Annotated in this window: 24 protein-coding genes and 1 pseudogene; 9 read left to right on the forward strand and 16 right to left on the reverse strand. The window is 67.9% G+C overall.

All coding sequences use genetic code 11. The annotated features are described in order from the left end of the window. Position 1: 1 nt before the first annotated feature. Positions 2-634 carry a TetR/AcrR family transcriptional regulator gene (locus A1D30_RS16790; RefSeq protein ID WP_063461866.1) on the reverse strand — a complete coding sequence of 211 codons (633 nt, stop codon included), beginning with the start codon at positions 632-634 and terminating at the stop codon, positions 2-4. 97 nt (positions 635-731) lie between these two features. On the opposite strand from A1D30_RS16790, the gene A1D30_RS16795 reads away from it, so the two are divergent. Then, complete coding sequence (locus tag A1D30_RS16795; protein WP_063461867.1) at positions 732-2,786, forward strand: NADPH-dependent 2,4-dienoyl-CoA reductase; 2,055 nt, start codon at positions 732-734, stop codon at positions 2,784-2,786. 118 nt (positions 2,787-2,904) lie between these two features. Here A1D30_RS16795 and A1D30_RS16800 read toward each other — a convergent pair whose 3' ends face one another. Then, positions 2,905-3,552 (reverse strand): 3'-5' exonuclease, encoded by a 648-nt coding sequence (locus A1D30_RS16800; RefSeq protein ID WP_063461868.1) that lies wholly within the window; start codon positions 3,550-3,552, stop codon positions 2,905-2,907. A 153-nt stretch (positions 3,553-3,705) separates the two neighbouring features. Further along, on the reverse strand, positions 3,706-4,776 hold the full coding sequence (pstS, locus tag A1D30_RS16805; protein ID WP_063461869.1) for a phosphate ABC transporter substrate-binding protein PstS: 1,071 nt from the start codon (positions 4,774-4,776) through the stop codon (positions 3,706-3,708). A gap of 308 nt (positions 4,777-5,084) precedes the next feature. Between pstS and A1D30_RS16810 the strand changes: the two genes are divergently transcribed. Together A1D30_RS16810 and A1D30_RS16815 are read left to right on the forward strand one after the other, a co-directional pair. Beyond that, on the forward strand, positions 5,085-6,779 hold the full coding sequence (locus A1D30_RS16810; RefSeq protein ID WP_063461870.1) for a methyl-accepting chemotaxis protein: 1,695 nt from the start codon (positions 5,085-5,087) through the stop codon (positions 6,777-6,779). A 67-nt stretch (positions 6,780-6,846) separates the two neighbouring features. Further along, positions 6,847-7,050 (forward strand): hypothetical protein, encoded by a 204-nt coding sequence (locus tag A1D30_RS16815; RefSeq protein WP_063461871.1) that lies wholly within the window; start codon positions 6,847-6,849, stop codon positions 7,048-7,050. Between the two features lie 58 nt (positions 7,051-7,108). Here the strand turns inward: A1D30_RS16815 and A1D30_RS16820 are convergent, their stop codons facing one another. Continuing rightward, positions 7,109-8,371 (reverse strand): GGDEF domain-containing protein, encoded by a 1,263-nt coding sequence (locus A1D30_RS16820; RefSeq protein WP_063461872.1) that lies wholly within the window; start codon positions 8,369-8,371, stop codon positions 7,109-7,111. 91 nt (positions 8,372-8,462) lie between these two features. Here A1D30_RS16820 and A1D30_RS16825 point away from each other — a divergent pair, with 91 nt between their 5' ends. Continuing rightward, positions 8,463-8,807: a DUF6172 family protein gene (locus A1D30_RS16825; RefSeq protein WP_063461873.1), complete on the forward strand. Its 345-nt coding sequence runs from the start codon at positions 8,463-8,465 to the stop codon at positions 8,805-8,807. Between the two features lie 51 nt (positions 8,808-8,858). Here the strand turns inward: A1D30_RS16825 and A1D30_RS16830 are convergent, their stop codons facing one another. Next, positions 8,859-10,151, reverse strand: coding sequence for a DEAD/DEAH box helicase (locus tag A1D30_RS16830; RefSeq protein ID WP_063461874.1), 1,293 nt, complete (start codon positions 10,149-10,151; stop codon positions 8,859-8,861). Between the two features lie 209 nt (positions 10,152-10,360). Between A1D30_RS16830 and A1D30_RS16835 the strand changes: the two genes are divergently transcribed. Genes A1D30_RS16835 through A1D30_RS16845 form a run of 3 tightly spaced genes read left to right on the forward strand, consistent with a single transcriptional unit; the run spans position 10,361 to position 11,428 of the window. Beyond that, entirely contained in the window at positions 10,361-10,831 is a 471-nt protein-coding gene (locus A1D30_RS16835) for a DUF2721 domain-containing protein (protein ID WP_063461875.1), read from the forward strand. Further along, the gene (locus A1D30_RS16840) at positions 10,828-11,190 is read left to right on the forward strand and encodes a translation initiation factor Sui1 (RefSeq protein ID WP_063461876.1); all 363 of its coding nucleotides are present in this window, start codon (positions 10,828-10,830) and stop codon (positions 11,188-11,190) included. Before A1D30_RS16835 ends, A1D30_RS16840 begins: the two co-directional genes overlap by 4 nt. A 10-nt stretch (positions 11,191-11,200) precedes the next feature. Beyond that, on the forward strand, positions 11,201-11,428 hold the full coding sequence (locus tag A1D30_RS16845) for a DUF3820 family protein (RefSeq protein WP_063461877.1): 228 nt from the start codon (positions 11,201-11,203) through the stop codon (positions 11,426-11,428). An 86-nt stretch (positions 11,429-11,514) separates the two neighbouring features. Here A1D30_RS16845 and A1D30_RS16850 read toward each other — a convergent pair whose 3' ends face one another. Continuing rightward, a complete protein-coding gene (locus A1D30_RS16850; protein ID WP_063461878.1) occupies positions 11,515-11,721 on the reverse strand; it encodes a hypothetical protein in 207 nt (68 codons plus the stop codon). Between the two features lie 261 nt (positions 11,722-11,982). On the opposite strand from A1D30_RS16850, the gene A1D30_RS26065 reads away from it, so the two are divergent. After that, positions 11,983-12,156, forward strand: a complete 174-nt coding sequence (locus A1D30_RS26065; protein ID WP_171012331.1) for a DUF5668 domain-containing protein — start codon at positions 11,983-11,985, stop codon at positions 12,154-12,156. A 36-nt stretch (positions 12,157-12,192) separates the two neighbouring features. On the opposite strand, the gene A1D30_RS16855 is transcribed toward A1D30_RS26065, so the two are convergent. Further along, a complete protein-coding gene (locus A1D30_RS16855; protein WP_063461879.1) occupies positions 12,193-12,642 on the reverse strand; it encodes a group III truncated hemoglobin in 450 nt (149 codons plus the stop codon). Beyond that, positions 12,639-13,409 (reverse strand): iron-sulfur cluster repair protein YtfE, encoded by a 771-nt coding sequence (ytfE, locus tag A1D30_RS16860; protein WP_199866002.1) that lies wholly within the window; start codon positions 13,407-13,409, stop codon positions 12,639-12,641. The genes A1D30_RS16855 and ytfE overlap by 4 nt, the downstream gene beginning before the upstream one ends. A gap of 92 nt (positions 13,410-13,501) precedes the next feature. On the opposite strand from ytfE, the gene A1D30_RS16865 reads away from it, so the two are divergent. Then, positions 13,502-14,041 carry an Rrf2 family transcriptional regulator gene (locus A1D30_RS16865; protein WP_063461880.1) on the forward strand — a complete coding sequence of 180 codons (540 nt, stop codon included), beginning with the start codon at positions 13,502-13,504 and terminating at the stop codon, positions 14,039-14,041. A gap of 52 nt (positions 14,042-14,093) precedes the next feature. On the opposite strand, the gene A1D30_RS16870 is transcribed toward A1D30_RS16865, so the two are convergent. From A1D30_RS16870 to A1D30_RS16905, 8 genes and pseudogenes are all read right to left on the reverse strand, one after another. Beyond that, a complete protein-coding gene (locus tag A1D30_RS16870) occupies positions 14,094-15,116 on the reverse strand; it encodes a helix-turn-helix transcriptional regulator (protein WP_082836497.1) in 1,023 nt (340 codons plus the stop codon). 30 nt (positions 15,117-15,146) lie between these two features. Next, positions 15,147-17,258 carry a molybdopterin cofactor-binding domain-containing protein gene (locus A1D30_RS16875; RefSeq protein WP_063461882.1) on the reverse strand — a complete coding sequence of 704 codons (2,112 nt, stop codon included), beginning with the start codon at positions 17,256-17,258 and terminating at the stop codon, positions 15,147-15,149. Then, positions 17,255-17,719, reverse strand: coding sequence for a (2Fe-2S)-binding protein (locus tag A1D30_RS16880; RefSeq protein WP_063461883.1), 465 nt, complete (start codon positions 17,717-17,719; stop codon positions 17,255-17,257). Before A1D30_RS16880 ends, A1D30_RS16875 begins: the two co-directional genes overlap by 4 nt. Before the next feature lie 167 nt (positions 17,720-17,886). Then, on the reverse strand, positions 17,887-18,474 hold the full coding sequence (locus A1D30_RS16885; protein WP_063461884.1) for a redoxin domain-containing protein: 588 nt from the start codon (positions 18,472-18,474) through the stop codon (positions 17,887-17,889). 22 nt (positions 18,475-18,496) lie between these two features. Then, on the reverse strand, positions 18,497-19,210 hold the full coding sequence (gene serB / locus A1D30_RS16890) for a phosphoserine phosphatase SerB (RefSeq protein ID WP_063461885.1): 714 nt from the start codon (positions 19,208-19,210) through the stop codon (positions 18,497-18,499). Between the two features lie 213 nt (positions 19,211-19,423). After that, positions 19,424-19,537: pseudogene (locus tag A1D30_RS26475) on the reverse strand (DUF3149 domain-containing protein); the annotation flags it as partial. 150 nt (positions 19,538-19,687) lie between these two features. Continuing rightward, the gene (locus tag A1D30_RS16900) at positions 19,688-20,473 is read right to left on the reverse strand and encodes an alpha/beta hydrolase (protein WP_082836498.1); all 786 of its coding nucleotides are present in this window, start codon (positions 20,471-20,473) and stop codon (positions 19,688-19,690) included. Continuing rightward, positions 20,457-21,119 carry a hypothetical protein gene (locus tag A1D30_RS16905; protein WP_063461887.1) on the reverse strand — a complete coding sequence of 221 codons (663 nt, stop codon included), beginning with the start codon at positions 21,117-21,119 and terminating at the stop codon, positions 20,457-20,459. Before A1D30_RS16905 ends, A1D30_RS16900 begins: the two co-directional genes overlap by 17 nt. Positions 21,120-21,272 lie beyond the last annotated feature (153 nt).

Genomic DNA, 21,272 nt, shown 5'->3' on the forward strand with positions numbered 1-21,272 from the left:
TCTACGCCTTCACGGACCGCCACGCCGCATCCGCCAGCTCTGCACGGTAGGTGGTGGGTGAGGGCAAACCTCCCTGGGCAGCATTGCCCGACAGCCAGGCCCTGCAATAGCTCTGCACCGGTCCCATTACCAACGACGGCATCAGCTCACACGGCAGGTCGCGCAGCGCGCCGGACCGGCGGTGGGGCTCAAACCAGGCCACAAGCGCCTGGTTGCGGCGCCGCGCGGCGTCGGCCAGGTCGGGCGTGCGTGGGCCTGCGGCCACGGCGCCCCGCGCCTGGAACATGAAGCGCGCCCGCTCGGGCTGCGCCACCACCCAGTCCAGATAGCCCGTAACGAGGGCCAACACGCCCGCCTCCACGCCCTGGGCGGCATCCAGTTGCGCCTGCACGCTGCGCGACTGGTCGTGATAGATCTCAAAGAACAACGCCGCCACGATGCCGTCGCGGTTGCCAAAGTGGTGATAGATGCTGCCCACGCTGGCCCCGCAGCGCGCACGCACACCGTCGATGGTGACGGCATCGACCCCACCTTCGGCCGCGCAGGCCAGGGCGGCGTTCAGGATGTCCTGGCGGCGGTCGGTGGTTGCTTCGGCAGGGAGAGAGACGGGGGGCGGGGAATTGCGGCTTGCCATGGAGTGGGATTCTAGAATAAAGTTCTAGAAAATACTTCTAGTCACGATGGTTCTCATGCATTCTTCTCCCATTGCCGCCCCTGCAGCCGCTGCATCCATGTCTGGCGCAGCCTTGTACCCGCACCTGCTCGCCCCCCTCGACCTGGGCTTCACCACCCTCAAGAACCGCGTGCTCATGGGCTCCATGCACACGGGGCTGGAGGACGGGCGCGATCTGTCGCGCATGGCGGCGTACTTCCGCGAGCGGGCCGAGGGGGATGTGGGCCTGATCGTGACCGGCGGCTTTGCGCCCAACATCGCGGGCTGGGCCAAGCCGTTTGCGGGCACCTTGTCCACCTCGGGTGCGGCCAAGCGCCACCGGGTGGTGACGGACGCGGTGCACGGCGCGGGCGGCAAGATCGCGCTGCAAATCTTGCACACGGGCCGCTATGCCTACCACCCGCTGGCCGTGGCGCCCTCGCGCCTGCAGTCGCCCATCTCGCCGTTCACGCCCTTCGCGCTGTCGGCACGCGGGGTGGAGCGGCAGATCCGCGCGTTCGTGAACTGCGCCATGAAGGCGCGCGAAGCCGGGTACGACGGCGTGGAGGTGATGGGCTCCGAGGGTTACTTCATCAACCAGTTCCTGTCGCAGGCCACCAACCTGCGGCGCGATGCCTGGGGTGGTGACTACAGCCAGCGCATGCGCCTGCCGGTCGAGATTTTGGCCCGCATGCGCGAGGCCGTGGGGCCGGACTTCATCATCATCTACCGCCTGTCGATGATCGACTTGGTGCCCGGCGGCAGCGCCTGGGACGAGATCGTCACCCTGGGCAAGGCCGTGGCCACGGGCGGGGCCAACATCGTCAACACCGGCATTGGCTGGCACGAAGCGCGCGTGCCCACGATTGCCACCAGCGTGCCGCGCGCGGCGTTTGCCTGGGTCACGCAGAAGATGAAGGCCGAGTTTGCGGCAGCGGGTATTGCCACGCCGCTGGTCACGTCCAACCGCATCAACGCACCCGAGGTGGCCGAGCAGGTGCTGGCCGATGGCTGTGCCGACATGGTGTCGATGGCGCGGCCGCTGCTGGCCGACGCGGCGTTTGTGAAGAAGGCTGCGCAAGGCCGGGCCGACCGCATCAACACCTGCATCGCCTGCAACCAGGCCTGCCTGGACCATGTGTTCCAGAACAAGACCAGCAGCTGCCTCGTCAACCCCCGCGCCTGCCACGAGACCGAGCTGGTGTACCGGCCGACGACCCAGCGCAAGCGCATCGCCGTGGTGGGTGCCGGGCCAGCGGGCCTGACCGCCGCCACCGTGGCGGCCGAGCGGGGGCACGAGGTGCACCTGTTCGACGCCGCGCCCGCCATCGGCGGCCAGCTCAACATGGCCAAGGTGATTCCGGGCAAGGAAGAGTTCCACGAAATGCTGCGCTACCTGGCCACGCGCGTGGAGGACACAGGCGTTCAGCTGCACCTGAGCCGCCAAGTCGATGCCGCCGACCTGGCGGGCTTTGACGAGATCATCGTCGCCACCGGCGTGCTGCCGCGCGACCCGCAGATCCCCGGCCAGGACCACGCCAAGGTGCTGAGCTACATCGACGTGCTGCGCCACGGCAAGCCCGTGGGCGAGCGCGTGGCCATCATCGGCGCGGGCGGCATTGGCTTTGACGTGGCCGAGTTCCTCACGCATGGCGAGCACCCGTCCACCACGCTCGACCTGCCCGCATGGAAGGCCGAGTGGGGCATCACCGACCCCGCCGAGGCGCGCGGCGGCCTGGCGCCCACGGGGCCACGCACCACACCGCCCGCGCGTCAGGTCACGCTGCTGCAGCGCAAAAAGGGCAAGCTGGGCGGCGGCCTGGGCAAGACCACGGGCTGGATCCACCGCACGGTGCTCAAGATGAAAGCGGTGGAGATGGTGGGGGGCGTGAACTACGAGCGCATTGCCGACGAGGGCTTGCTCGTCTCGTACGGCGAAAAGCGCGAGGACCCGACCTGGATCGCCTGCGACACCGTGGTGCTGTGTGCAGGCCAGGTGCCCTTGCGCAGCCTCGCCCAGGCGCTGGAGGCCCAGGGCCGCAAGCCCCACCTGATCGGCGGTGCGCTGGAGGCGGGCGAGCTGGACGCCAAACGCGCCATCGACCAGGCGGCGCGGCTGGCGGCGCGCCTGTGAGGCACGGGCAGGGCGTGGTCTATGGCAAAAAAAGGCCGTTACCGCGCTCTGGATATGCCTTTTAAGCTATGTATTTAATAGCGAATAACGGTTGTGCGCCATGGCCTGGCGCAGGCCCTCAGGTGGCGGCGGGAGCCTGCAGCGCATGGAACACCCGCAGTGCCGCCCAGGCGTCGTTGGCGGCGTAGACCAGTTGGGCTTCGGTGAGCTTTTCGTTGGCCCAGTTGGAGGTGGCGGCCTTTTTGGACTTGATGAAGCGCCGGTTGAACAGCACGGCCACGGCGCCCTTCACGCCCATGTCCTTGCGGTAGCCGCGTTGGCGGAACACGGTGTTCAGCTCCAGCACGTCGCTGGGTTGCACCCCCAGCTTGGCCTGTATGCGCTTGGTGTCGTCGCCCAGCCCAAAACCTGCTTTGGTCACGCCGCGCAGCGCCAGCAGCTCGGCCACACGCGCACGGCAGCCGGGGTCGTGCAGCTGGAAGACCCAGGCACGGTCCAGCGTGGCCAGCTGCACGATGTGGGGCCCGTCGGACTGCTCGCCCTGCACGAAGGTGGGTTTGGATTCGGTGTCGAACCCCCAGGCGCGGGCCGTGGCCAGGGCGTTGCAGGCCTGCTCGGCCTGCGCGGGGGTGGAGACCAGCGCGATGCGGTCGGTGCCCAGGCGCTCAAAGGGTTCCAGCAGGGCGATCTGGTCTTTGTCGGGGGTGGGGTGGTGGGAGGGGCGCGCACTGGTGTGGTGGCGCCGGGCAGGGGGAGTGGCCGTCATGCGGGCATTGTGCCGTGTGCCTCGGCGTGCCCCCGCGTGCCCTGTATTTGCCCGTATCCGTGGAGTAGCTGAGGCCTGCAGGATAGATTATTGGAAAGCGCTGAAAAAATGGATTGTTGATTTCATTTTTCAGCGTTTCAATAATGAAATGATTTATGGCTGCAAGGGCGCGGACGAAGAAATCAAACTCAGCCCCAAGGGTGTGCCCTTTTGATCGCGAATGGATGTGATGACCTTGAATGCGGCGGCTTGAACCCGGTCGGGCAGGCGAACAAAGTTGTTTTCACTGACCAGGGTGTCGCCATTCACAAAGGACCAGATAATGAATTTGAGCGCCTGGCTGGTTTGCTCAGAATTGCTGGTGACCTTGGGGAACACCACAAACGTGCCCATGGTGATGGGCCACACCGATTTGCCCGGTTTCTGCGTCAGCGTGTTGTGGAAGGCGCCGGTGGCAGACCATTCGCTGTTGGCCAGTGCGGCCTTGAAGGCATCGATGGAGGGTTTGACGAAAACACCCTCGGCATTTTTCATCTGCACCGATGCCAATCCATATTCGGCCACGTAGCCAAAATCCACATAACCAATCGCGCCCACGGTGTCACGCACGCCTTTGGCCACGCCCTCGCTGCCTTTGAAAGCCAGGTGACCATCGGGCCATTTGATGCTGGTCTTGACGCCCAAAGACGCCTTCCATGGGGCGCTGACCTTGGCCAGGTAATCCGCGAAGTTGTACGTGGTGCCCGAGCCATCGGCGCGCACCACGACCTTGATGGGCAGGTCGGGCAGCGGCGTGTCCGGGTTCAGGGCGGTGATGTCGGGCGCGTTCCAGCGGGTGATTTCGCCCATGAAGATGCGGCTCAGCACCTCGCCCGTCAGGCGCAGTTGCGCGTTCTGGACCTTGGGCAGGTTGACGATGGGGCTGATGCCGGTGATGGCCACGGGCAGGGCGATCAGGCCGTGCTCGATCAGGTCCTTGTCGGATGGGTGCACGTCGGTGGCCCCGAAGCCCACGGCCTGCTGCTGGATTTTCTTCATGCCGGCGCTGGAGCCGACAGAGTCGTAGGCCACCCCGGAGCCTGTGGCCTTGGTGTAGGCCTTGGCCCAGCTGCGGTAGATGGGCGCTGCGGCGGAAGAGCCCGCACCGGTCACGGCTTGCGCGCTGGCCCCACCCGCCAGCAACAAGGCCCCTGCGAGCGCAAAAATGGCATAGATATATTTCATGGATTTCTCTGTTATTCGTTTTGAGTGTGTTTGTATTTATCGAAACTCCGCAGGCCCCTGGCCTGCGAGGCCGGTAGCTTATCAAAAAATATTATCTTTTTTAAAAACCCGGTGAGGGTGAAAAGGTCTTGTCGCTGCGTCATGGTTTTGTCATTTGAAACAAATAGTATCTTTCTCCGATGGCCATACCGTGGCTGGAAATGGTGGCTGAAACAGGGGTGGCACGACCACACCAGGTTTTCGCCACGTGGATCGAACGCGATGGTGGTGCCCCCGGGCCGCCACCGGGTCATTGACGAGACTTTCAGATGCTTCAAAAAATCAAAATTGGTACCCGACTGGCCCTGGCATTTGCTGTGCTGCTGCTGTTGATCTCGGCCCTGGCGGCGGGCGGCATCAGCGGTGCCAAGCGCCTGACCGAGCGCAGCGCCGCGCTGTATGGCGACCGCACGGTGCCGCTGGGGGTGCTGGCCGAGATCAGCCACCTCACCCAGCGCAACCGGGTGCTGGTGATGGACATGCTGATGGACCCCGGCACCAGCAACCTGCAGGCCAGCCACTCTGAGCTGACGGCCAACGTGGAGCGCATCCGCAGCCTGTGGGCCAGCTACACGGCCAAGCCGCTGGCTGCGCAAGAACAAACCCTGGCCCAGGCCTTTGCCGAGGCCAACACCCAGTATCTGGACAAGGGGCTGCTGCCCGCCGCGCAGGCGCTGGTCTCGGGCAAGTACGACGACGGGTCGGAGCTGTACATCACCCAGATCCGCCCCCAGGCCGCCAAGGTGCAGTCGGCGGTCGAGCAACTGGTGGGCCTGCAGATCGAGGTGGGCGCAGAAGAGTTCGGTGCCGCCAAGGCGATGAGCGAGACCATCCATGTGTGGATGTTGGCCGCGACCGCGCTGGCGCTGCTGGTGGGTGCGGCGATGGCGCTGGTCATCACGCGCTCCATCTCGCGCCCGCTGCAGCAGGCGGTGGCGCTGGCCCGCACCGTGGCAGGCGGCGACCTGAGCGCGCAGATCGTGGTGCGTGGAACCGACGAAACCGCCGAGCTGCTGGGCGCCCTGCGGGAGATGAACCAGCAGCTGGTGCGCGTGATCACCGAGGTGCGCGACAGCACCGAAACCGTGGCGCGGGATGCCGTGCTGATGGCCGGTGGCGCCGAAGACCTGGCCCGCCGTACCGAGGTGCAGGCCTCCAATCTGCAGGAGACTGCGGCCTCGATGGAGCAGCTCACCATCACCGTGCAGCACAACACCGACAACGCCCACCGCGCCACGCAACTGGCGCAGGAAGCCAGCAAGGTGGCCAATGAAGGCGGCAGCGTGATGCGCGACGTGGTGGCCACCATGCAGGAGATCAACCTGCAGTCGCAGAAGATCACCGACATCATCAAGGTGATCGACGACATCGCCTTCCAGACCAATCTGCTGGCCCTCAATGCCGCTGTGGAGGCGGCCCGTGCCGGTGAGCAGGGCCGGGGTTTTGCCGTGGTGGCGGGCGAGGTGCGGGGGCTGTCGCAGCGCAGCAGCACGGCGGCGCGTGAGATCCGGGGGCTGATTGCGGCCAGCGTGCAGGGTGTGGGGCGGGGCTCGGCGCTGGTGGGCCAGGCCGGTGAGCGCGTGGCCAACACCGTGCGGCATGTGAACCAGGTCGTGGCGTTGATCAGCGAGATCCAGAACGCGGGCCAGGAACAGGCCCGGGGCATCGCCCAGATTGGCGAGGCCGTGCGGCAGCTCGACGCCGCCACGCAGCAAAACGCCGCGCTGGTGGACGACAGCTCGTCCGCCTCCACCGGTGTGAAGAACCAGGTCCGGCGCCTGCTGGAGGTGATCCACCAGTTCCGGCTGGCGCCCGACGGTGCCCGCCCGGCCGTGGATGCACTGGAAGCGCCCCGCCAGGGCGGGTTGCCACAGCCCGCAGTGCCGCACACGCTGGCAACCGCGCAGGCAACAGCGCTGCCCGCCGGGGCCACGCCGCGCCAGCTGTCCATGGCACCGCGCTAGGCCACGGCGTGCCCGCATCTTCCGTGGCCACGCACCGGCGGGCCGGTGGCGTACTGGCAGCCCGGCCATGAATCACACCGATGTCCTGATCGCCATTGCCGAAGTGGCGCGCAGTGGCGGCGCGTCGGCGCCTGAAGACGCGATCGCGCAACTGGCCATGATCATCGACGGCCTGGAGCTGTCGCAACAGGGCGCCGAGCAGGTGATGGAAATGCTGCTGGGGATTGCCGCCTGCCTGTGGAACCTGCAGCAGGAGCGGATGCGCCTGTAAAAAAGTGGCGTGGCCCCACCCGCCATGCGGCGGCACGGCAGGGGCGGGGCGCCCCGCGTCAGTCGCCCGGGGTTTCGAGCGAGGCGATCTGGTCGCGCCCCCGGTGCTTGGCCAGGTAAAGCGCCTGGTCGGCACGGTCCAGCATGTCGCGCAGGCTGCGGTCGCTCTGGCGGAAGGCGCCCACACCCAGGCTGGTGGTGATGCGGTAGGCCTGGCCCGTGTCGTCGCTCAGCTGCAGCGCGCGCACGCTCTGCAGGATGCGGTGGGCGGCCTCCAGGCCCTCGGCCAGGGTGGTCAGCGGCAGCAGCACGCCAAATTCCTCGCCCCCGAGGCGCCCCACGGCATCGCTGGCGCGCAGCTGGCTTTTGACGGCCTGGGCAAAGGCCACCAGGGCCCGGTCCCCCTCCAGGTGGCCATAGCGGTCGTTGATGGCCTTGAAATGGTCCAGGTCCAGCATCAGCAGCGTGAGCGGCTCGCCGCTGTGGCAGGAATGGGCGTACGCGGATTCCGCCGTCTCCAGAAACGCGCGCCGGTTGGCAATGCCGGTGAGCATGTCGGTGGTGGCCAGCCGCTGCAGCTCGCGCTCCAGGTTCTTGCGCTGCGTCACGTCGCGGTAGATGCCTTCGACCCCGGCGAAGTTGCCCGCATGGTCGTACAGCGCGTGGCTGCTGATGGAGATGTCGATCACCTGGCCGTCGCGCCGCACCATCTGGCCCGGAAAGTCCGACACCTCACCGTGCTCCATGATCGCGGCCTTGAACGCATCGCGGTCGGTGCTGTGCGGGTAGTACGACTCGGCCGTGCGGCCCTCGATCTCGTGCGGCTCGTAGCCCAGCACACGCCGCACCCCAGGCCCCACATGCTGCACCACGCCCTGGGCATTGGTGCGGTAGTACACGTCCTGCAGGCTGTCGAACAGGCGGCGGAAGTTCTGCTCGCTCTCGCGCAGCTGGGCTTCGATCTCGCTCTGGTGGGTCATGTCCAGGCCACACATGAGCACGGCGGGGGCGCCGTCCCACTCCGTCGCCACGCTGCTGATCAGCACCATGCGCAGGTTGCCGAGCGCGGTGCGGATGCGGAACTCGGATGACTTGTTGGGCCGCCCCGCCTGCCCGGGCACGGCCACCTGCTGAATGCGGTGGCTGGAGCGCACCTGGTCGATGGGGTGCACAAAATCACCCGGGAGGCGGCCGATCAGGCTGTCGGCGCTGGGCGCTTCCAGCAGTTCCACGCTGGCCGCATTGGCAAAACGGATGGCGCCATCCTGTGTAATGAGCACAGCCGCTGGCAGCATGTGCAGCAGACGCAGGTCGTGGGACATGGGGCTTGATGGTAACCAAAAGTAATGCACCATTGTGGCACCTGGGGGCTTGGCTGGGAACGGGCGGGTGTCACAGGCGGTACCATCGCCCATGAGAAAAACTTTCCAACTCCACGTTGAAGGCAAGAACCGCGACCGCGTTCTGGATGCCGTCAAGCACGAAATCCGCAAGTACATCAAGCGCGAACGGCGCCGCGACCTGCCCGAAGGCGCCGATTTCTGGGACTTTGACTGCCAGTTTGGCCGCACCAAGGAAGACGCCGCCATGGCGCATTTGTCGGCCCTGACCGGGCTGATCAACGGCGTTGCCGCCGAGGGTGGTGCGCAGTTCTATGTCGAGATCCTGGCCAAGCCCGCCAAGCGCACGCCACGGGCACCGGGCGCGTCGCATGGCGCTGATGAGGATGGTTTGGACGAGGGCGACGAAGAGGTCTGACGCTGGGGCCACTGGGGCTGCCGCCCTTCACGGCGTTTCCAAAGGCTCCTGTCAGGAGCCTTTTTTATGGGCGGCGGCGGGCGATTCGGTCGCCGCTGCTGCCGCTGCCGCGCGCAGCTTGTCCTTTTTGCTCGGCCGCTTCCCTTTGATGCCACCGGTGCCCTGGGGGTCTGTGGATGACGGGGGGGCCGGGGTCTCGGTGGGCTCAAAGCCCGCAATCTGCTCGCGCGGCAGGGCCAGGTGCTGGCGCTTTTCGATCAGGCGGAAATGCGCTTCGGCGTCGGCCGTCACAAAACTCACGGCCATGCCACTCTCGCCCGCGCGGCCGGTGCGGCCAATGCGGTGCACATAGTCCACAGCCGAGCGCGGCAGGTCGTAATTGACCACGGCAGGCAGCTGCGCAATGTCGATACCGCGCGCGGCCAGGTCGGTGGTTACCACCACTTGCCAGCGCTCGTCCTTGAACTCCTGCAGCACCTGGTTGCGCGCGCCCTGGCTCAGGCCACCGTGGAAGGGCGATGCAAAGATGCCCGCCTTGTACAGCTTCTCGGCCACATGTTCGGCCGCGTATTGCGTGGCCACAAACACCAGCACGCGCGACCAGTTGTGCTCCTTGACCAGGTGGCGCAGCAGCTGGGTGCGGCGGCTGGCGTCCACCGCAATGGCGCGTTGTTCGATGGCGGGTTCGTTGCCCGGGGTGTGGGGCACCTCCACGCGCACGGGGTTTTTCAGCAGGCCATCGGCCAGCGCCTGCACCGCCGCAGGGAAGGTGGCCGAGAAGAACAGGTTCTGCCGCTGCGCAGGCAACAGCGCCAGCACACGCTGCAGTTCTTCGGCAAAGCCCAGGTCCAGCAGGCGGTCGGCCTCGTCCAGCACCAGGTGCGCCACGGCCGACAGCCGCAGTGCGTTGTGCTCCACCAGGTCCAGCAAGCGGCCCGGCGTGGCCACCACAATGTCGGCGCCACCGCGCAGGCCCAGCATCTGCGGGTTGATCGAGACGCCACCAAACACGATGGCCACTTTCAGCGGCTGCTGCAGGTGCTGGGCCAGGCTGCGCAGCACCTCGCCCACCTGGGCGGCCAGCTCGCGCGTGGGCACCAGCACCAGGGCGCGCACCCGGCGTGGGCCGCCAGGCCCTTGCGTCGCGCTCAGCTGCAGCTGCTGCAGCAAAGGCAGGGCAAAAGCCGCTGTTTTGCCGGACCCCGTCTGGGCCGCCCCCAGCAGGTCAGCCCCTTGCAGGATGGAGGGGATGGCGCCCGCCTGGATGGGCGTGGGCGCGACAAAACCCGCTTTTTCTGCAGCGTGGACAAGGGCAGGGGACAGACCGAGGGAGGCAAAGGGCATGGAAGCGGCGCTGGGGCGGCGGCAGAAAGGGCCACACGGCAGCGCGAAACGGGGAAGGAGATGGGGGATTGTCGCCGCAGTTGCCGTCTTGGCCCCTGCGCGCACCGAGGCGATGGCATGCCGGGCCACACTGCGGGCCCTGCAAAGGGGCATCGCGCAGATAATCGGGGCCACCGGCGTCCCGCCGGTTTTCCCTTTTTTGTAGCGCCATGGCCCTCACCCTTGACTCTTCTGCCATCACCCACGGCATCCAGCTGGCGGTGGCCCCTGTGTTTTTGCTCACCGCCGTGTCCGGCATGATCGGCGCCGTGGCCGGGCGCCTGGCCCGCATCATCGACCGGGCCCGCGTGGTGGAAGACCGCGCCCGCGCCAGCACCGAACCCGAGTTTCTGGCCCGCGCCTACAGCGAGCTGGCCGATCTGCGCTTGCGCGGGCGGCTGGCCAATGGCTGCATCGGGCTGCTGACCTTCTGTGCGTTTCTGATCGGCATCACCATCATCCTGCTGTTCCTTGGGGAGACCACCAACTTCCAGTCCAACCGGCTGGCCGTGGCGGGTTTTCTGGCGGGGGTGGCGTCATTTTTGCTGGCACTGGTGTGTTTCTTGACCGAAACCCTGCTGGCCACCCGGTTGCTCAACTTCCACATGCTGCAGCAAGAGGTGGAAGGGAAAAAGCCATGAAGTCGTTTGCCGACCTGGGCGGCCTGGTCTATTCGACCGAATCAGGCCGCATGTGCCCCGACTGCCGCCAGCCTGTGGCGCAGTGCACCTGCAAGCAGAACAAGCCCTTGCCCACCGGCGACGGCATCGTGCGCGTGTCCCGCGAAACCAAGGGCCGGGGCGGCAAGGCCGTGACCCTGGTCAAGGGCGTGCTGGTGGATGCCGCTGCATTGGAGCAACTCGGCAAGCAGCTCAAGGCGGCCTGCGGCAGTGGCGGCACGGTGAAGGACGGCGTGATCGAAGTGCAGGGCGACCATGTGGAGCGTGTGATGGCCGCGCTGCAAAAGCTCGGCCACAAGGTCAAGCGCGCAGGCGGCTGAGGGGCTGGCGATGGATGCCGACAAGCTGCAGCGCCTGGTCACCACCGAGATGCCTTACGGCAAGCACAAAGGCACGTTGCTGGCCGACCTGCCCGGGAACTACCTGAACTGGTTTGCGCGCGAGGGTTTCCCCAGGGGCGAGCTGGGGCAGTTGCTGGCGCTGATGCATGAGATCGACCACAACGGCTTGTCGGACCTGCTCAAGCCCTTGCGCGCAGCGCGCAACCTGAACCCTTGATCCTTGGTTGTGCGGGGATCTGCCAAGCTCCCCGCCGATTGTTGCGCCATGGCCGCGACCCCTGGGCGGGGTGTTCTGCGTGCTTGTCAGCCCTTGGTCGGGCCTGTGCTGCCGTTCAAGCCGGCGTAGTTGATCGCAATGAGTTGCGCGATGGCGAGAATTTCCGCGCGCGAATGGTCGGCTCCTGGAAACATGTCCTTCGCCAGGCTCTGGGCTTCTACCACCTGTTTTGTGGCAAGTTCGCTGGCCTGATAGAGCCTGCGCGCAAGGGCGATTTCCGCATTTTGGGTCATGCTGTTCTCCTGGTGTGTCGGGGCCTCAGTATGACCGCCGATCTACGCCATGGCTCGCGGTTTGCCATCGGGGCTGCCCTTTTGAGTGAAGGACCGAGGCGCCGACGCATCAAGCGCCAATAGCCCACTGGCTGGCGACAGGAGGAATCGCGGGTAGCGCGCTGCGATCCGGTGCACCGCAGGGAGCCTCCATGGCTTCCGGGTGGTCTGCGTGCAGCCATAATCGTGCGCAATAGCAACTCAGCACCCGAGGGAGTACACATGAAGGGCCATATCGCTGCGATCGTTCTGGTCGTTTTGGGCGTGTTTTTTCTGCTGACCAATCTGGGGCTGATCAGCATCAGCCTGCGCGAGCTGCTGCGGGTGTGGTGGCCGGTGGCGCTGATCGCGGTGGGCCTGGCGCTGTTCTTCACGCCTGGCGACAAGAAGAAATAAATTACTTGGCGCCACGGCCTGGGCAAGGGCCGTGAATCAATGCCCGCCGTGCCCAACGTGCTCGCTGCGCGGCGGCACAAACGCCGGGTCGCTGCCAAAGTAGCCCCGGAACAGGTTGCGCGCAATGCCATGCGCCGCCACCTGCAGGTCGTGCGCCACCTCGGGGGCCAACAGGCGGCTGGTGTGCTGCTGCCACAGCCCCACCCAGGCCGCAAAGTGGGCGGGCGTCACGCCCTCCAGCGCCATGTGTTTGCCAAACACATCCCCCTTGAAGCTGCGTGTGCCCAGCGCCACCGTGCTCCAGAAGTCCACCAGCCGCTGCAGGTGGGCGTCCCACTGGCCGTGCAAGGCCTTTTCAAACACGGGGCCCAGCAGCTGGTCCTGGCGCACATCGCCATAAAACCCGTGCACCAGCTGCGTGATGCTCTCCACGCTGGCGGGCGCGTGGGCCTCGGGGTTGCCGGATGGGAGCGTTTGCAGGGTCATGCCTGCAGTGTGCCCCCGCCGCTGCAGGCGCAGCCTGACGGGCCGCAACCTTGCGACGAAGGTGCCGCGCTGGCCTCGAACGGTGGGAACAGCACGTTGTTTTCGAGGTGAATGTGGTTGATGAGGTCGTCGCCCAGCTGGGCAATGCCTGCATACAGTGCGCGCCAGGTGTTGCACGCGCCTTGGGGCGGCGTGGCGTCGTTGGTCAGGGCGTTGAGCTTGTCCAGCGCCTCACCATGGTCCACGTGTTCGGCGCGCATCATGCCGATGGGCTGGCCCACAAAGGGGTTGCCGCCGCTCTTGAGCATGGGGAACAGCACCTGCTCTTCCTTGAGCATGTGCGAGAGCAGTTCCTCGTGCATGGTTTCCAGGTGGTCGGCCAGCCCGGCGGGCACATGGGGGTTGTCGCGGTGCACGGCTTCCACGCGGCGGGCCATGCGGATCAGTTCGGGCAACTGCTGGCGGTGCACCTCGTGGTAGCGCGCCAGGATATGGTCGATGAGCGCGCTGGGCGATGCGGCTTCGGGCACGGCGTCGCTGCGCTGCAGAGCGGCCAGCTCGGCCAGCACGGCGTTGGCGTCCAGCCCCTTGTCGGCCGCCGCCTTGGCCAGGCTCACCTGGCCGCCGCAGCAAAAGTCAAGCTTCAGCCGCCGGAACACCGCCGTGGCGCCGGGCAGTTGCACCGCGATCTGGCCGATCTGCTGGTCGGCGCTGAGGGGCGTGGGGTGGGCGGGAGCAGCATCCAGGTGTTCAACGCGGGCGTTCATGGCGGGTCCTTTTAAAGATTCATTTGGTGTGAATATTTTATTCAATAAAATTCGTCCTGCATACCTCTTTAAATTGACCTGCGGCAAAACCCATGCGCCTGACCCAATGGACCGACTACACGCTGCGCGTGCTCATGTACTGCGCCGCCACCGAAGGCCGCGAGCAGCCGGTGACCATCACCGAGGTGGCCGAGGGCTACGGCATCTCGCGCAGCCACCTGATGAAAATCGTGCAGCAGCTGGCCGCCCAGGGGCTGCTGGAGACCACACGCGGGCGGGGCGGTGGCATGCGGCTGATGGTGCCTGCGTCGGCCATCAACATCGGCGCCGTGGTGCGCGCCACCGAGACCGACTTCAACCTGGTGGAGTGTTTTGACCCCGCCACCAACCAGTGCCGCCTGAGCAGCCACTGCCGCCTCAAGGGCGTGTTGTGGCAGGCCATGCAGGCCTATCTGGCGGTGCTGGACAGCGTGACGCTGGCCGACCTGATGGCCCCGGCAGCTGCGGGTGGGGCGGGCGGGGCGGCCGCACGCGCCCTGCTGCCCACGGTGGCACTGCCCCAAAACAGCGGCGCTGTGCGCAGGAGCGCATGGGCGGCCGGGTTGCCATCCAAGGCCGAAAATACTGAATAAAAATGGCCGTTTTGGCGCGATGGATATGCCTTTTATGCTATCAAAATAATAGCTATCCAGGTCCTGGCATGCCCCCGCTCGCAAACGCCTGCCGGTAGCGCGCCGGGGTCAGGCCCACATGCCGTGCAAATTCGCGTGTGAAGTGGGGCTGGTCTGAAAAGCCGCACGCAAACCCGATTTCTGCGAGGCCATGCGGGCTCTCCAGCAGCCATTGCGCGGCCACGCGCGCCCGGGCCTCGGTCACGATGTGGCGGCAACTCAGGCCACGTTCGGTCAGCGCCCGCTGCAGGCTGCGGCGGGCCAGGCCGGTGTGCTGGGCCAGTGCTTCCACGGTGTGCTGCGCCGCCGGGTCGTGCAGCACATGGCGCGCCAGCTGGTGCGCCAGGGGCGGCCAGGGCAGGGCGTCGCACAGGCGGGTGGCGGGCTGGGGCGGCTGGGTGGGGGTTGTGGGTGCCTTGCTGTCGCGAGGTTCCCAGTGCAAGGTCCAATGGCCCAGCCACCTTTGCCCGGCCAGTGGCGCCAGTTGGGCGTGCAACTCGGCCGGGGCGGTGGCTGGGGCTTCCATCTGCAGATGCACGCGGTGGCCAGCAGCGTCGGGCGCGCCGATCTCCGCCCGCAGCCCGCGCACACCCAGGGCCTGGCTGGCGCCCACCAGCACACCCAGCACGGCCAGGCTTTCGGTGGGGTGGGGCTCTTCCGGCAGGCCGGGGCGCGCGTGGTGGTGCAGCGCCAGGGTGCCCGGGGCGCTGGCCGTGATGCTGACCTGGTGGCGCGAGTGCACATACCGCTCCAGCCGCTGCCAGCGCGCCATCAGTTCGGGCACATCGTTCGCGCCCAGCAGCGCGCGGTGCACCGGGTCGCCCGCCAGCAGGTCCACCCGCTGCGCCAGCTGCAGCAGCGTGCCCAGGCCGCCCTGGTGCAGCACGGTTTCGACCACGCTGCGTTTGTAGGCCAGCGGCACATGGCTGGCAGCCAGCCCGTCGGCACCTGGTGGGGGCGGTGGCGGCACCAGCCCGTGCGCGGCCATGGCGCGCACCAGCAGGCGGACCATGGCGGCGCTGGCAAAGTCTTGCATGGGCGGATTGTGCCGTTGGTGCTGCCTGATTCAGCTCGGTGTGCTCAAGGCCCGCAGCACATCCGCACTGCGCACCGGCAGGCGGGAAAAACGCACGCCGGTGGCATCGCGCAGTGCGTTGGCGATCGCTCCGGCCCCGGCCACCATGGCGGTTTCTCCGGCACCGGTGGGCGGCGCGTTGCTGTCGATCAGGTGCACATGCAGCGGCGGCACATCGCCCATGCGTGGCAGCGGGTAGTCGGCAAAACTGGCAGCGGCGATGCCCGAGCGGGCCACGGGCAGCTGCTCGTGCAGCACCATGCCCAGGCACCACACCAGGTTGCCCTCGGTCTGCGCGCGCACGCCGTCGGGCTGCAGCACCAGGCCGCAGTCGTGCGCGCACCATAGCGCCACCACACGCACCCGGCCGGTGGCGCGCTGCACCTCCACATCGGCCACGGCGGCGGCGTAGCTCACGCCCTTGTAGATGCCGCCCGCGATGCCGCGCCCGCGCAGCGTGGTGGCGTCGCTGGCGGGGCGCGCTGGCCAGCGGGCCTCGGCGGCGGCGCGGCGCAGCACCTGGGCTAGGCGTGCATCGGTGGTGTGCTGCAGGCGCCAGTCCAAGGGGTCGGCCCCGGCGCGGCGCGCGCATTCGTCCATGGCGCTTTCCACCACCAGCGTGTTGGGCCCCGCGCCCAGGCCGCGCCAGGGGCCGGTGTGCACGGGCAGGCGCTGGGCGGTGAACTCGATGCGCTGCTGGGGCACCTCGTACGGCATTTGCGCGCCGCGCGCCACGCCGCTGTCGCCCGCCAGGTCGGCCAGGGTTTGCATCCACACCGGCATGGCGGCGGGCGTGAACAGGATGTGGCTGCTGGCCAGCGCGTGCCACCAGTGGGTGATGCGCCCGCCCTGCACACACGCGCGCACACGGTGGCTGGAGGGCGGGCGCTGGAAGCCCTGGGCAAACTCCTGCGCACGGCTCCACTGCACCTTGACGGGCGCGCCCACGGCCTGGGCGAGCACGGCGGCTTCCAGCTCCACCGTGCACAGCGTGCGGCCGCCAAAGCCGCCGCCAATGTGGCAGGCCTGCACTTCGATGCGTTCGGCATCCAGGCTGAACTGGCGGGCGAGCACATCGCGCATGTAGAACAGGTCTTGGGTGCCCGCCCATACCTTCAGGGCGATGCCTTTTTTGTCTGCGTCGGCCAGCCACTGCGCCGTGGCGCTGCGCGGCTCGATGGGCGCGTGGGCGGCCAGGGGCACGTCCATGCGCAGGTCCAGCGTCCATGCTGTGTCTGTGGGCAGGTCGTCCTTGCGCAGGCGGTGCTGCAGCGCACCCCGGTGCAGGTGCGTGTCGATGTCGATGTGCTCGTCGATGGCGGCCTGCTCGAACGCACTGCCATCGTCCACCTGCCATTGCACGGCCAGCGCGGCCTCGATGCGGTCGAGCGCCGACGGCGTGCGCGCCACGATGCCCAGGCCCAGGCTGCCCATCTGCGCGAGGCGCGGGTGCTGCACCACGGCCACGCAGGCCGGGTCGGCGCGGGCGGCTGCGGCGTCCCACGCCCGTGGGCGCGAGGTGATTTCGGCCGACACCGGTGCGCGCAGCACGCGGCCATAGAGCAGGCCGGGCAGGCGCGTGTCACCCGCAAACAGCGGCTGGCCGGTGATGAGGGCGTGCAGCTGGCCCGGCGCCGCCGCAGCTTCTTTGGCGGCCCCCGTGTGCGGCTGCAGGCTGCGCAGCGCGCCGGGCGCAATGTCGCGCGCGGCCAGCGTGCCCGTGGTCTGGCCTTGCGCCAGGGCCTCGCGCAGGGTGGCGCAGGCGCGGGCCAGGGGCAGGGCAAAGTCCTGCACGCTGGCGCTGCCCACGGTGGCGCGCACGCGGGTGATGTGGCGGGTGCTGGGCAGCTGCAGGTGCACCTGCGCGGGCGGTACACCCAGCTCGGCAGCGGCCAGGCCCTGCAGCGCGGCGCTGATCTGCTGGCCCATCTCGGCGCTGGGCAGCCACAGGGTGTAGCGGCCGTTTTCGTGGCGTATCCAGCCCAGCGCGTCATCGGCGGTGGAGGTGGGGCGCTTGGGGATCACCGGCACCAGGCTGCAGCCTGCAAGCGTCACGGTGAGCGCCCCGGCGCCCGCTGCCGTCAAGAACTGGCGGCGCCTCATGGCTTCGCACCCTCAGCAGCCTGGTGGATGGCCGCGCGCACCCTGTGCTGCGTGCCGCAGCGGCACAGGTGGGCCGACATGGCGGCGTCGATCTGCGCATCGCTGGGGCGGGGCGTGGCGCGCAGCAGGGCCACGGCGCCCATGATCTGGCCGCTTTGGCAGTAGCCGCACTGGGGCACGCGAAGGTCCAGCCAGGCCTGTTGCACGGGGTGCAGCGTGCCGTCGGCTGCCGCCAGTCCCTCGACGGTGGTGATGGAGCGCCCCTGCAGCCCGCGCGCCGTCTGCAGGCAGGCGCGCTGCGCCACGCCGTCGATGAGCACGGTGCAGGCGCCGCACTGGCCCATGCCGCAGCCAAAGCGGGTGCCCGTGAGGCCCAGCGGCTCGCGCAGCAGCCAGAGCAGGGGTTCGTCCTCCCAGCCGGGGGGCACCGGCTGGGTTTGTTGGTTCAGGGTGATGTGCATGGGGCCTCCGTGGGTGTGACGGGGGCCAGTGTGCAAAGCCGAGGGGTGGCGGGTCTTGAAGATTTGCGCCAGACGCAGCGCGGGGCGCTTCAGGGCATGGGGCGCCCTGTGGGGGCGAAAACAAGGGTCAAAATGGCCGTCTGCGCGCGCCCATCAAGCGCAAGTAGCTATTGTTTTGGAAGCAATGCCTTCCACTGCGGCACGGTCTGCGCCCACCACAGCCGCAGGCGCATCGCCCATTCGGGCGTGTAGCCCGAGGTGGCAAACCGCACCTGGCCGTGCGCGTCGATGACCACCAGCGCGGGCACGGAGCGCACGCCCCAGCTGTGCGACAGGGTGCCCTGCGGGTCTACCGCCGTCTGCCAGGGCATGCCACGCTGGCGCTGCACCTGGGCCACGCGTTCGGCATTGCCCGACTGCATGGCCACGCCCAGCACGGGCCAGGTAGTGGACAGGCTGGCGATGCTTGGCTCTTCGAGCTTGCAGATGGAACACCATTCAGCCCAGAAATGCACCGCCACGGCCTGGCCGGGGTGCTGGGCGCGCCATGCGGCCAGGGTGGTGGCGGGCGCGGTGCCTGTGGCGGCTGCGGCCATCACCAGCGCCACATCGGGCGCAGGGCCCTGGGGCAGGTCACGCGTGCGCCAGGTGTCTACCGCCACGATGGCGACCCAGGCGAGCGCGAGGGTCGTCAGGTGCTGCTTCCAGCTTTTGCGCAAGGACTGCGCAGCGCGGGTGGCCAGGGCCTTCAGCATGGCGGGGCTGTGGTGTTGCGAATCAGCGCAGCACTTCGAGCAGCCGGTCCAGCCCGCCCTGGTTGATGGCCACCTTGGCCTGGGCGCGCACGGTGGGCTTGGCGTGGTAAGCCACCGACAGGCCGGCCGCGCCCATCATGGGCAGGTCGTTGGCGCCGTCGCCCACGGCAATCGCCTGCTGGGGCGAGATGCCCATGAGCGAGGCCACTTCCAGCAGCGTGCGGCGCTTCTCGGCACCGTCGCAGATGTCGCCCCAGGCCTGGTCCACCATGCGGCCCGTCAGCTGGCCGTCTTGCACTTCCAGCATGTTGGAGCGCGCAAAGTCGATGCCCAGGCCCGCCTTCACGCGGTCGGCAAAAAAGGTGAAGCCGCCGGAGACCAGCAGTGTGGTCAGGCCTGCTGCCTTGGCGGCGGTGATCAGCTCTTGGGCGCCGGGGTTGAAGCGCAGGCGCTCGGTGAACACCTGCTCCATGTGCTGCACCGTCACACCCTTGAGCAGGGCCACGCGCTGGCGCAGGCTCTCTTTGTAGTCGGTGATCACGCCCTGCATGGCCGCTTCGGTGATGGCGGCCACCTCGGCCTTGCGGCCTGCGGCGTCGGCGATTTCGTCCACACACTCGATGTTGATGAGGGTGGAGTCCATGTCAAACGCAATCAGCTTGTAGGCAGACAGGGACAGGGGGGGCGTGATGCCCTGGACAACGAGGCCGGGGGCGAATTCGGTAGCGTGGGTCATGGCGCAGGCGGCGGGGTGTTTTGTAGGGGGGAGAACAGAACCCGCAATGGTATCGCCCCGCTTCATGCCCCTTCAGGCTGCGCCTGTTGCCCCGCCACCGTGGGTGCGGACGCCCTCCGCAGCCTCACCGCTTCAGCGCGATGGCGGCAAGCCCTTGGTGCTGCTGTTGCCGCCACCTGCGCGCGCCGCAGGGTTGGGTGCGGGCGGCTCGTTCATCTTGACCAGGAACATGCGCACAAAAAACGCGGCCATGCACAGCATGAACCCGATGCCAATGATGCTCATCAGCCCGTAGTCGGTAGAGAAAAGATCACTCAGCAGCTTCATGGGGGAGCACTCCTTGTGGTGGGTGTGGCATCCACTATCGCGCTGCGCCGACCAAAGCCTCTTGCGCTGTGTCAAGCATCGGCTGCGGGCTGGCATGGCATGGCACGGAGCGAAGCGGGAGGGGCGTGCTCGGCTCTGGCGCCGTGTGACTCAATCCCGTTCTGCCGCCACCAGCAGGGCGGCGATACGCTGCTGCAGCGCCAGCGCCGCCACGGGCTGGGTCTGCAGCCACGCGTGCAGCGCATGGCCCACGCCAGGCAACTGCACCACGTCCACGCTGCGTGCGGCCTTGGCGGCCAGGCCGTAGCCCTGGATCACGGCGGGCGGGATCACTGCATCCTCCGCGCCCCAGACCAGCAGCAGCCGGCCGCGAAAACGCCGCAAAGCCGCCCAGGCCAAGGCATCGGCGAAGTCCGTGGTGGCGCGCAGGGTCTGCTGGAAGGCCGGGCCAAAGGGCAGGTGCTCGGCTGTCGGTGTGTAGGCTGCGGGGCAGAACAGCACCAGAGCGCGCGGCTGCAGCGCATCCAGCAGCTGGCAGGCCGTGTGGCCGCCCATGCTGGAGGCCATCAGGGCCAAGGGCGGGCAGGCGGCCCCCAGGCCCAGGTGAGCGGCCACAGCCAGCGCCTGGGCCTGGCGGTCTGCCAGGCTGGAGCCCTGCAAACTTCCGCCTGTGGTGCCATGGCCCACGCAGTCAAAGGCTGCGCCAGCCCAGCCGTGTACGGCCAGGGGGTGGAGCAGGTATTCCACGCGTCGATGGTCGGTGGCGGCGCCGCCGCCATGGAGGGACAGCAGGCGCGGCACTGTGGCGGCTGTGCGGCCCCAGGTGCTGCCGTGCAGTCGGTGGGCGCCATGGGCCACGGAAAAAGGCGTGCGCACGGCAACGGGTGCGCCGTGCACTGCGGCCTCTGCGGCGTCGGAGTCAGGGTTTTGGGCCATGCAGGTACAGCCGGTCCGACCAGGTGGCCAGCCATTCGGGCTTGAAGGCCACAAAAATCGCAGTGAGCATGCCGGTGACAAAACCGTCGCCCCAGGCCATCAGCCAGCGCGCCACCAGCGACAGCTCATCGCCCACGCCGGGCAGCAGGTGGCCGCTCCACTGCGACAGCACGCCCGCTGCAAACACGCACACCACCGTGCCCAGAAACGCACGGCCCAGCACATAGACAAATGGCCTGGTCCCCGTGTAGCGCCGCACCAGCGCCCCCAGGCCCAGCGCCAGCGTGGCGGGCACGACGCCCAGCCACACGGTGGCGCCCAGCGCATCGGCCCAGGCCAGTGCGGGCGAGATCACGCAGGCGGCCGTGCCCACGGCGATGAGCGCCGGGATCGCCAGCGGCCAGCCCAGCATCAGCACCACCAGGCACGCGCCCGACCACTGCAGTTGCAGCGGCATGGCGTGCAGTGTGGGCAGGGCCCACAGCCAGGGCAGAAACACCAGCGTGGCGAGCAGCGGCGTCCACAGCGCCGACGGCGCGCCATGGCTTTCGTGCGCCAGCGGCTTGCGGCTGGCCAGCATGCGCCAGGGGCGCGCGGCCAGCGCGGCAGCCAGCGCCACAAGGAGGAGGATGCCTTCAAGCCACATGGCCGCAGGGCAATCGCATCTAAACCCTGATGCCCAGGACATGGGCCAGATAGCCCACATCCCAGCCCGCTCGCTTGCGCTTGGCCTGCACCCCCACCTTCACCGAGGTGTCGCTCTTGAGCACCTGCAGCGCCATGCGCCGCAGCAGCGTCT

The sequence above is a fragment of the Acidovorax sp. GW101-3H11 genome, from assembly GCF_001633105.1.
Taxonomy (GTDB): Bacteria; Pseudomonadota; Gammaproteobacteria; order Burkholderiales; family Burkholderiaceae_C; genus Acidovorax.

Excerpts from the sequence above, each read along its gene's own strand:
- A1D30_RS16790 (WP_063461866.1), bottom strand. The coding sequence starts at position 634 with ATGGCAAGCCGCAATTCCCCGCCCCCCGTCTCTCTCCCTGCCGAAGCA.
- A1D30_RS16795 (WP_063461867.1), top strand. The coding sequence starts at position 732 with ATGTCTGGCGCAGCCTTGTACCCGCACCTGCTCGCCCCCCTCGACCTG.
- A1D30_RS16800 (WP_063461868.1), bottom strand. The coding sequence starts at position 3,552 with ATGACGGCCACTCCCCCTGCCCGGCGCCACCACACCAGTGCGCGCCCC.
- pstS (WP_063461869.1), bottom strand. The coding sequence starts at position 4,776 with ATGAAATATATCTATGCCATTTTTGCGCTCGCAGGGGCCTTGTTGCTG.
- A1D30_RS16810 (WP_063461870.1), top strand. The coding sequence starts at position 5,085 with ATGCTTCAAAAAATCAAAATTGGTACCCGACTGGCCCTGGCATTTGCT.
- A1D30_RS16815 (WP_063461871.1), top strand. The coding sequence starts at position 6,847 with ATGAATCACACCGATGTCCTGATCGCCATTGCCGAAGTGGCGCGCAGT.
- A1D30_RS16820 (WP_063461872.1), bottom strand. The coding sequence starts at position 8,371 with ATGTCCCACGACCTGCGTCTGCTGCACATGCTGCCAGCGGCTGTGCTC.
- A1D30_RS16825 (WP_063461873.1), top strand. The coding sequence starts at position 8,463 with ATGAGAAAAACTTTCCAACTCCACGTTGAAGGCAAGAACCGCGACCGC.
- A1D30_RS16830 (WP_063461874.1), bottom strand. The coding sequence starts at position 10,151 with ATGCCCTTTGCCTCCCTCGGTCTGTCCCCTGCCCTTGTCCACGCTGCA.
- A1D30_RS16835 (WP_063461875.1), top strand. The coding sequence starts at position 10,361 with ATGGCCCTCACCCTTGACTCTTCTGCCATCACCCACGGCATCCAGCTG.
- A1D30_RS16840 (WP_063461876.1), top strand. The coding sequence starts at position 10,828 with ATGAAGTCGTTTGCCGACCTGGGCGGCCTGGTCTATTCGACCGAATCA.
- A1D30_RS16845 (WP_063461877.1), top strand. The coding sequence starts at position 11,201 with ATGGATGCCGACAAGCTGCAGCGCCTGGTCACCACCGAGATGCCTTAC.
- A1D30_RS16850 (WP_063461878.1), bottom strand. The coding sequence starts at position 11,721 with ATGACCCAAAATGCGGAAATCGCCCTTGCGCGCAGGCTCTATCAGGCC.
- A1D30_RS26065 (WP_171012331.1), top strand. The coding sequence starts at position 11,983 with ATGAAGGGCCATATCGCTGCGATCGTTCTGGTCGTTTTGGGCGTGTTT.
- A1D30_RS16855 (WP_063461879.1), bottom strand. The coding sequence starts at position 12,642 with ATGACCCTGCAAACGCTCCCATCCGGCAACCCCGAGGCCCACGCGCCC.
- ytfE (WP_199866002.1), bottom strand. The coding sequence starts at position 13,409 with ATGAACGCCCGCGTTGAACACCTGGATGCTGCTCCCGCCCACCCCACG.
- A1D30_RS16865 (WP_063461880.1), top strand. The coding sequence starts at position 13,502 with ATGCGCCTGACCCAATGGACCGACTACACGCTGCGCGTGCTCATGTAC.
- A1D30_RS16870 (WP_082836497.1), bottom strand. The coding sequence starts at position 15,116 with ATGCAAGACTTTGCCAGCGCCGCCATGGTCCGCCTGCTGGTGCGCGCC.
- A1D30_RS16875 (WP_063461882.1), bottom strand. The coding sequence starts at position 17,258 with ATGAGGCGCCGCCAGTTCTTGACGGCAGCGGGCGCCGGGGCGCTCACC.
- A1D30_RS16880 (WP_063461883.1), bottom strand. The coding sequence starts at position 17,719 with ATGCACATCACCCTGAACCAACAAACCCAGCCGGTGCCCCCCGGCTGG.
- A1D30_RS16885 (WP_063461884.1), bottom strand. The coding sequence starts at position 18,474 with ATGCTGAAGGCCCTGGCCACCCGCGCTGCGCAGTCCTTGCGCAAAAGC.
- serB (WP_063461885.1), bottom strand. The coding sequence starts at position 19,210 with ATGACCCACGCTACCGAATTCGCCCCCGGCCTCGTTGTCCAGGGCATC.
- A1D30_RS16900 (WP_082836498.1), bottom strand. The coding sequence starts at position 20,473 with ATGGCCCAAAACCCTGACTCCGACGCCGCAGAGGCCGCAGTGCACGGC.
- A1D30_RS16905 (WP_063461887.1), bottom strand. The coding sequence starts at position 21,119 with ATGTGGCTTGAAGGCATCCTCCTCCTTGTGGCGCTGGCTGCCGCGCTG.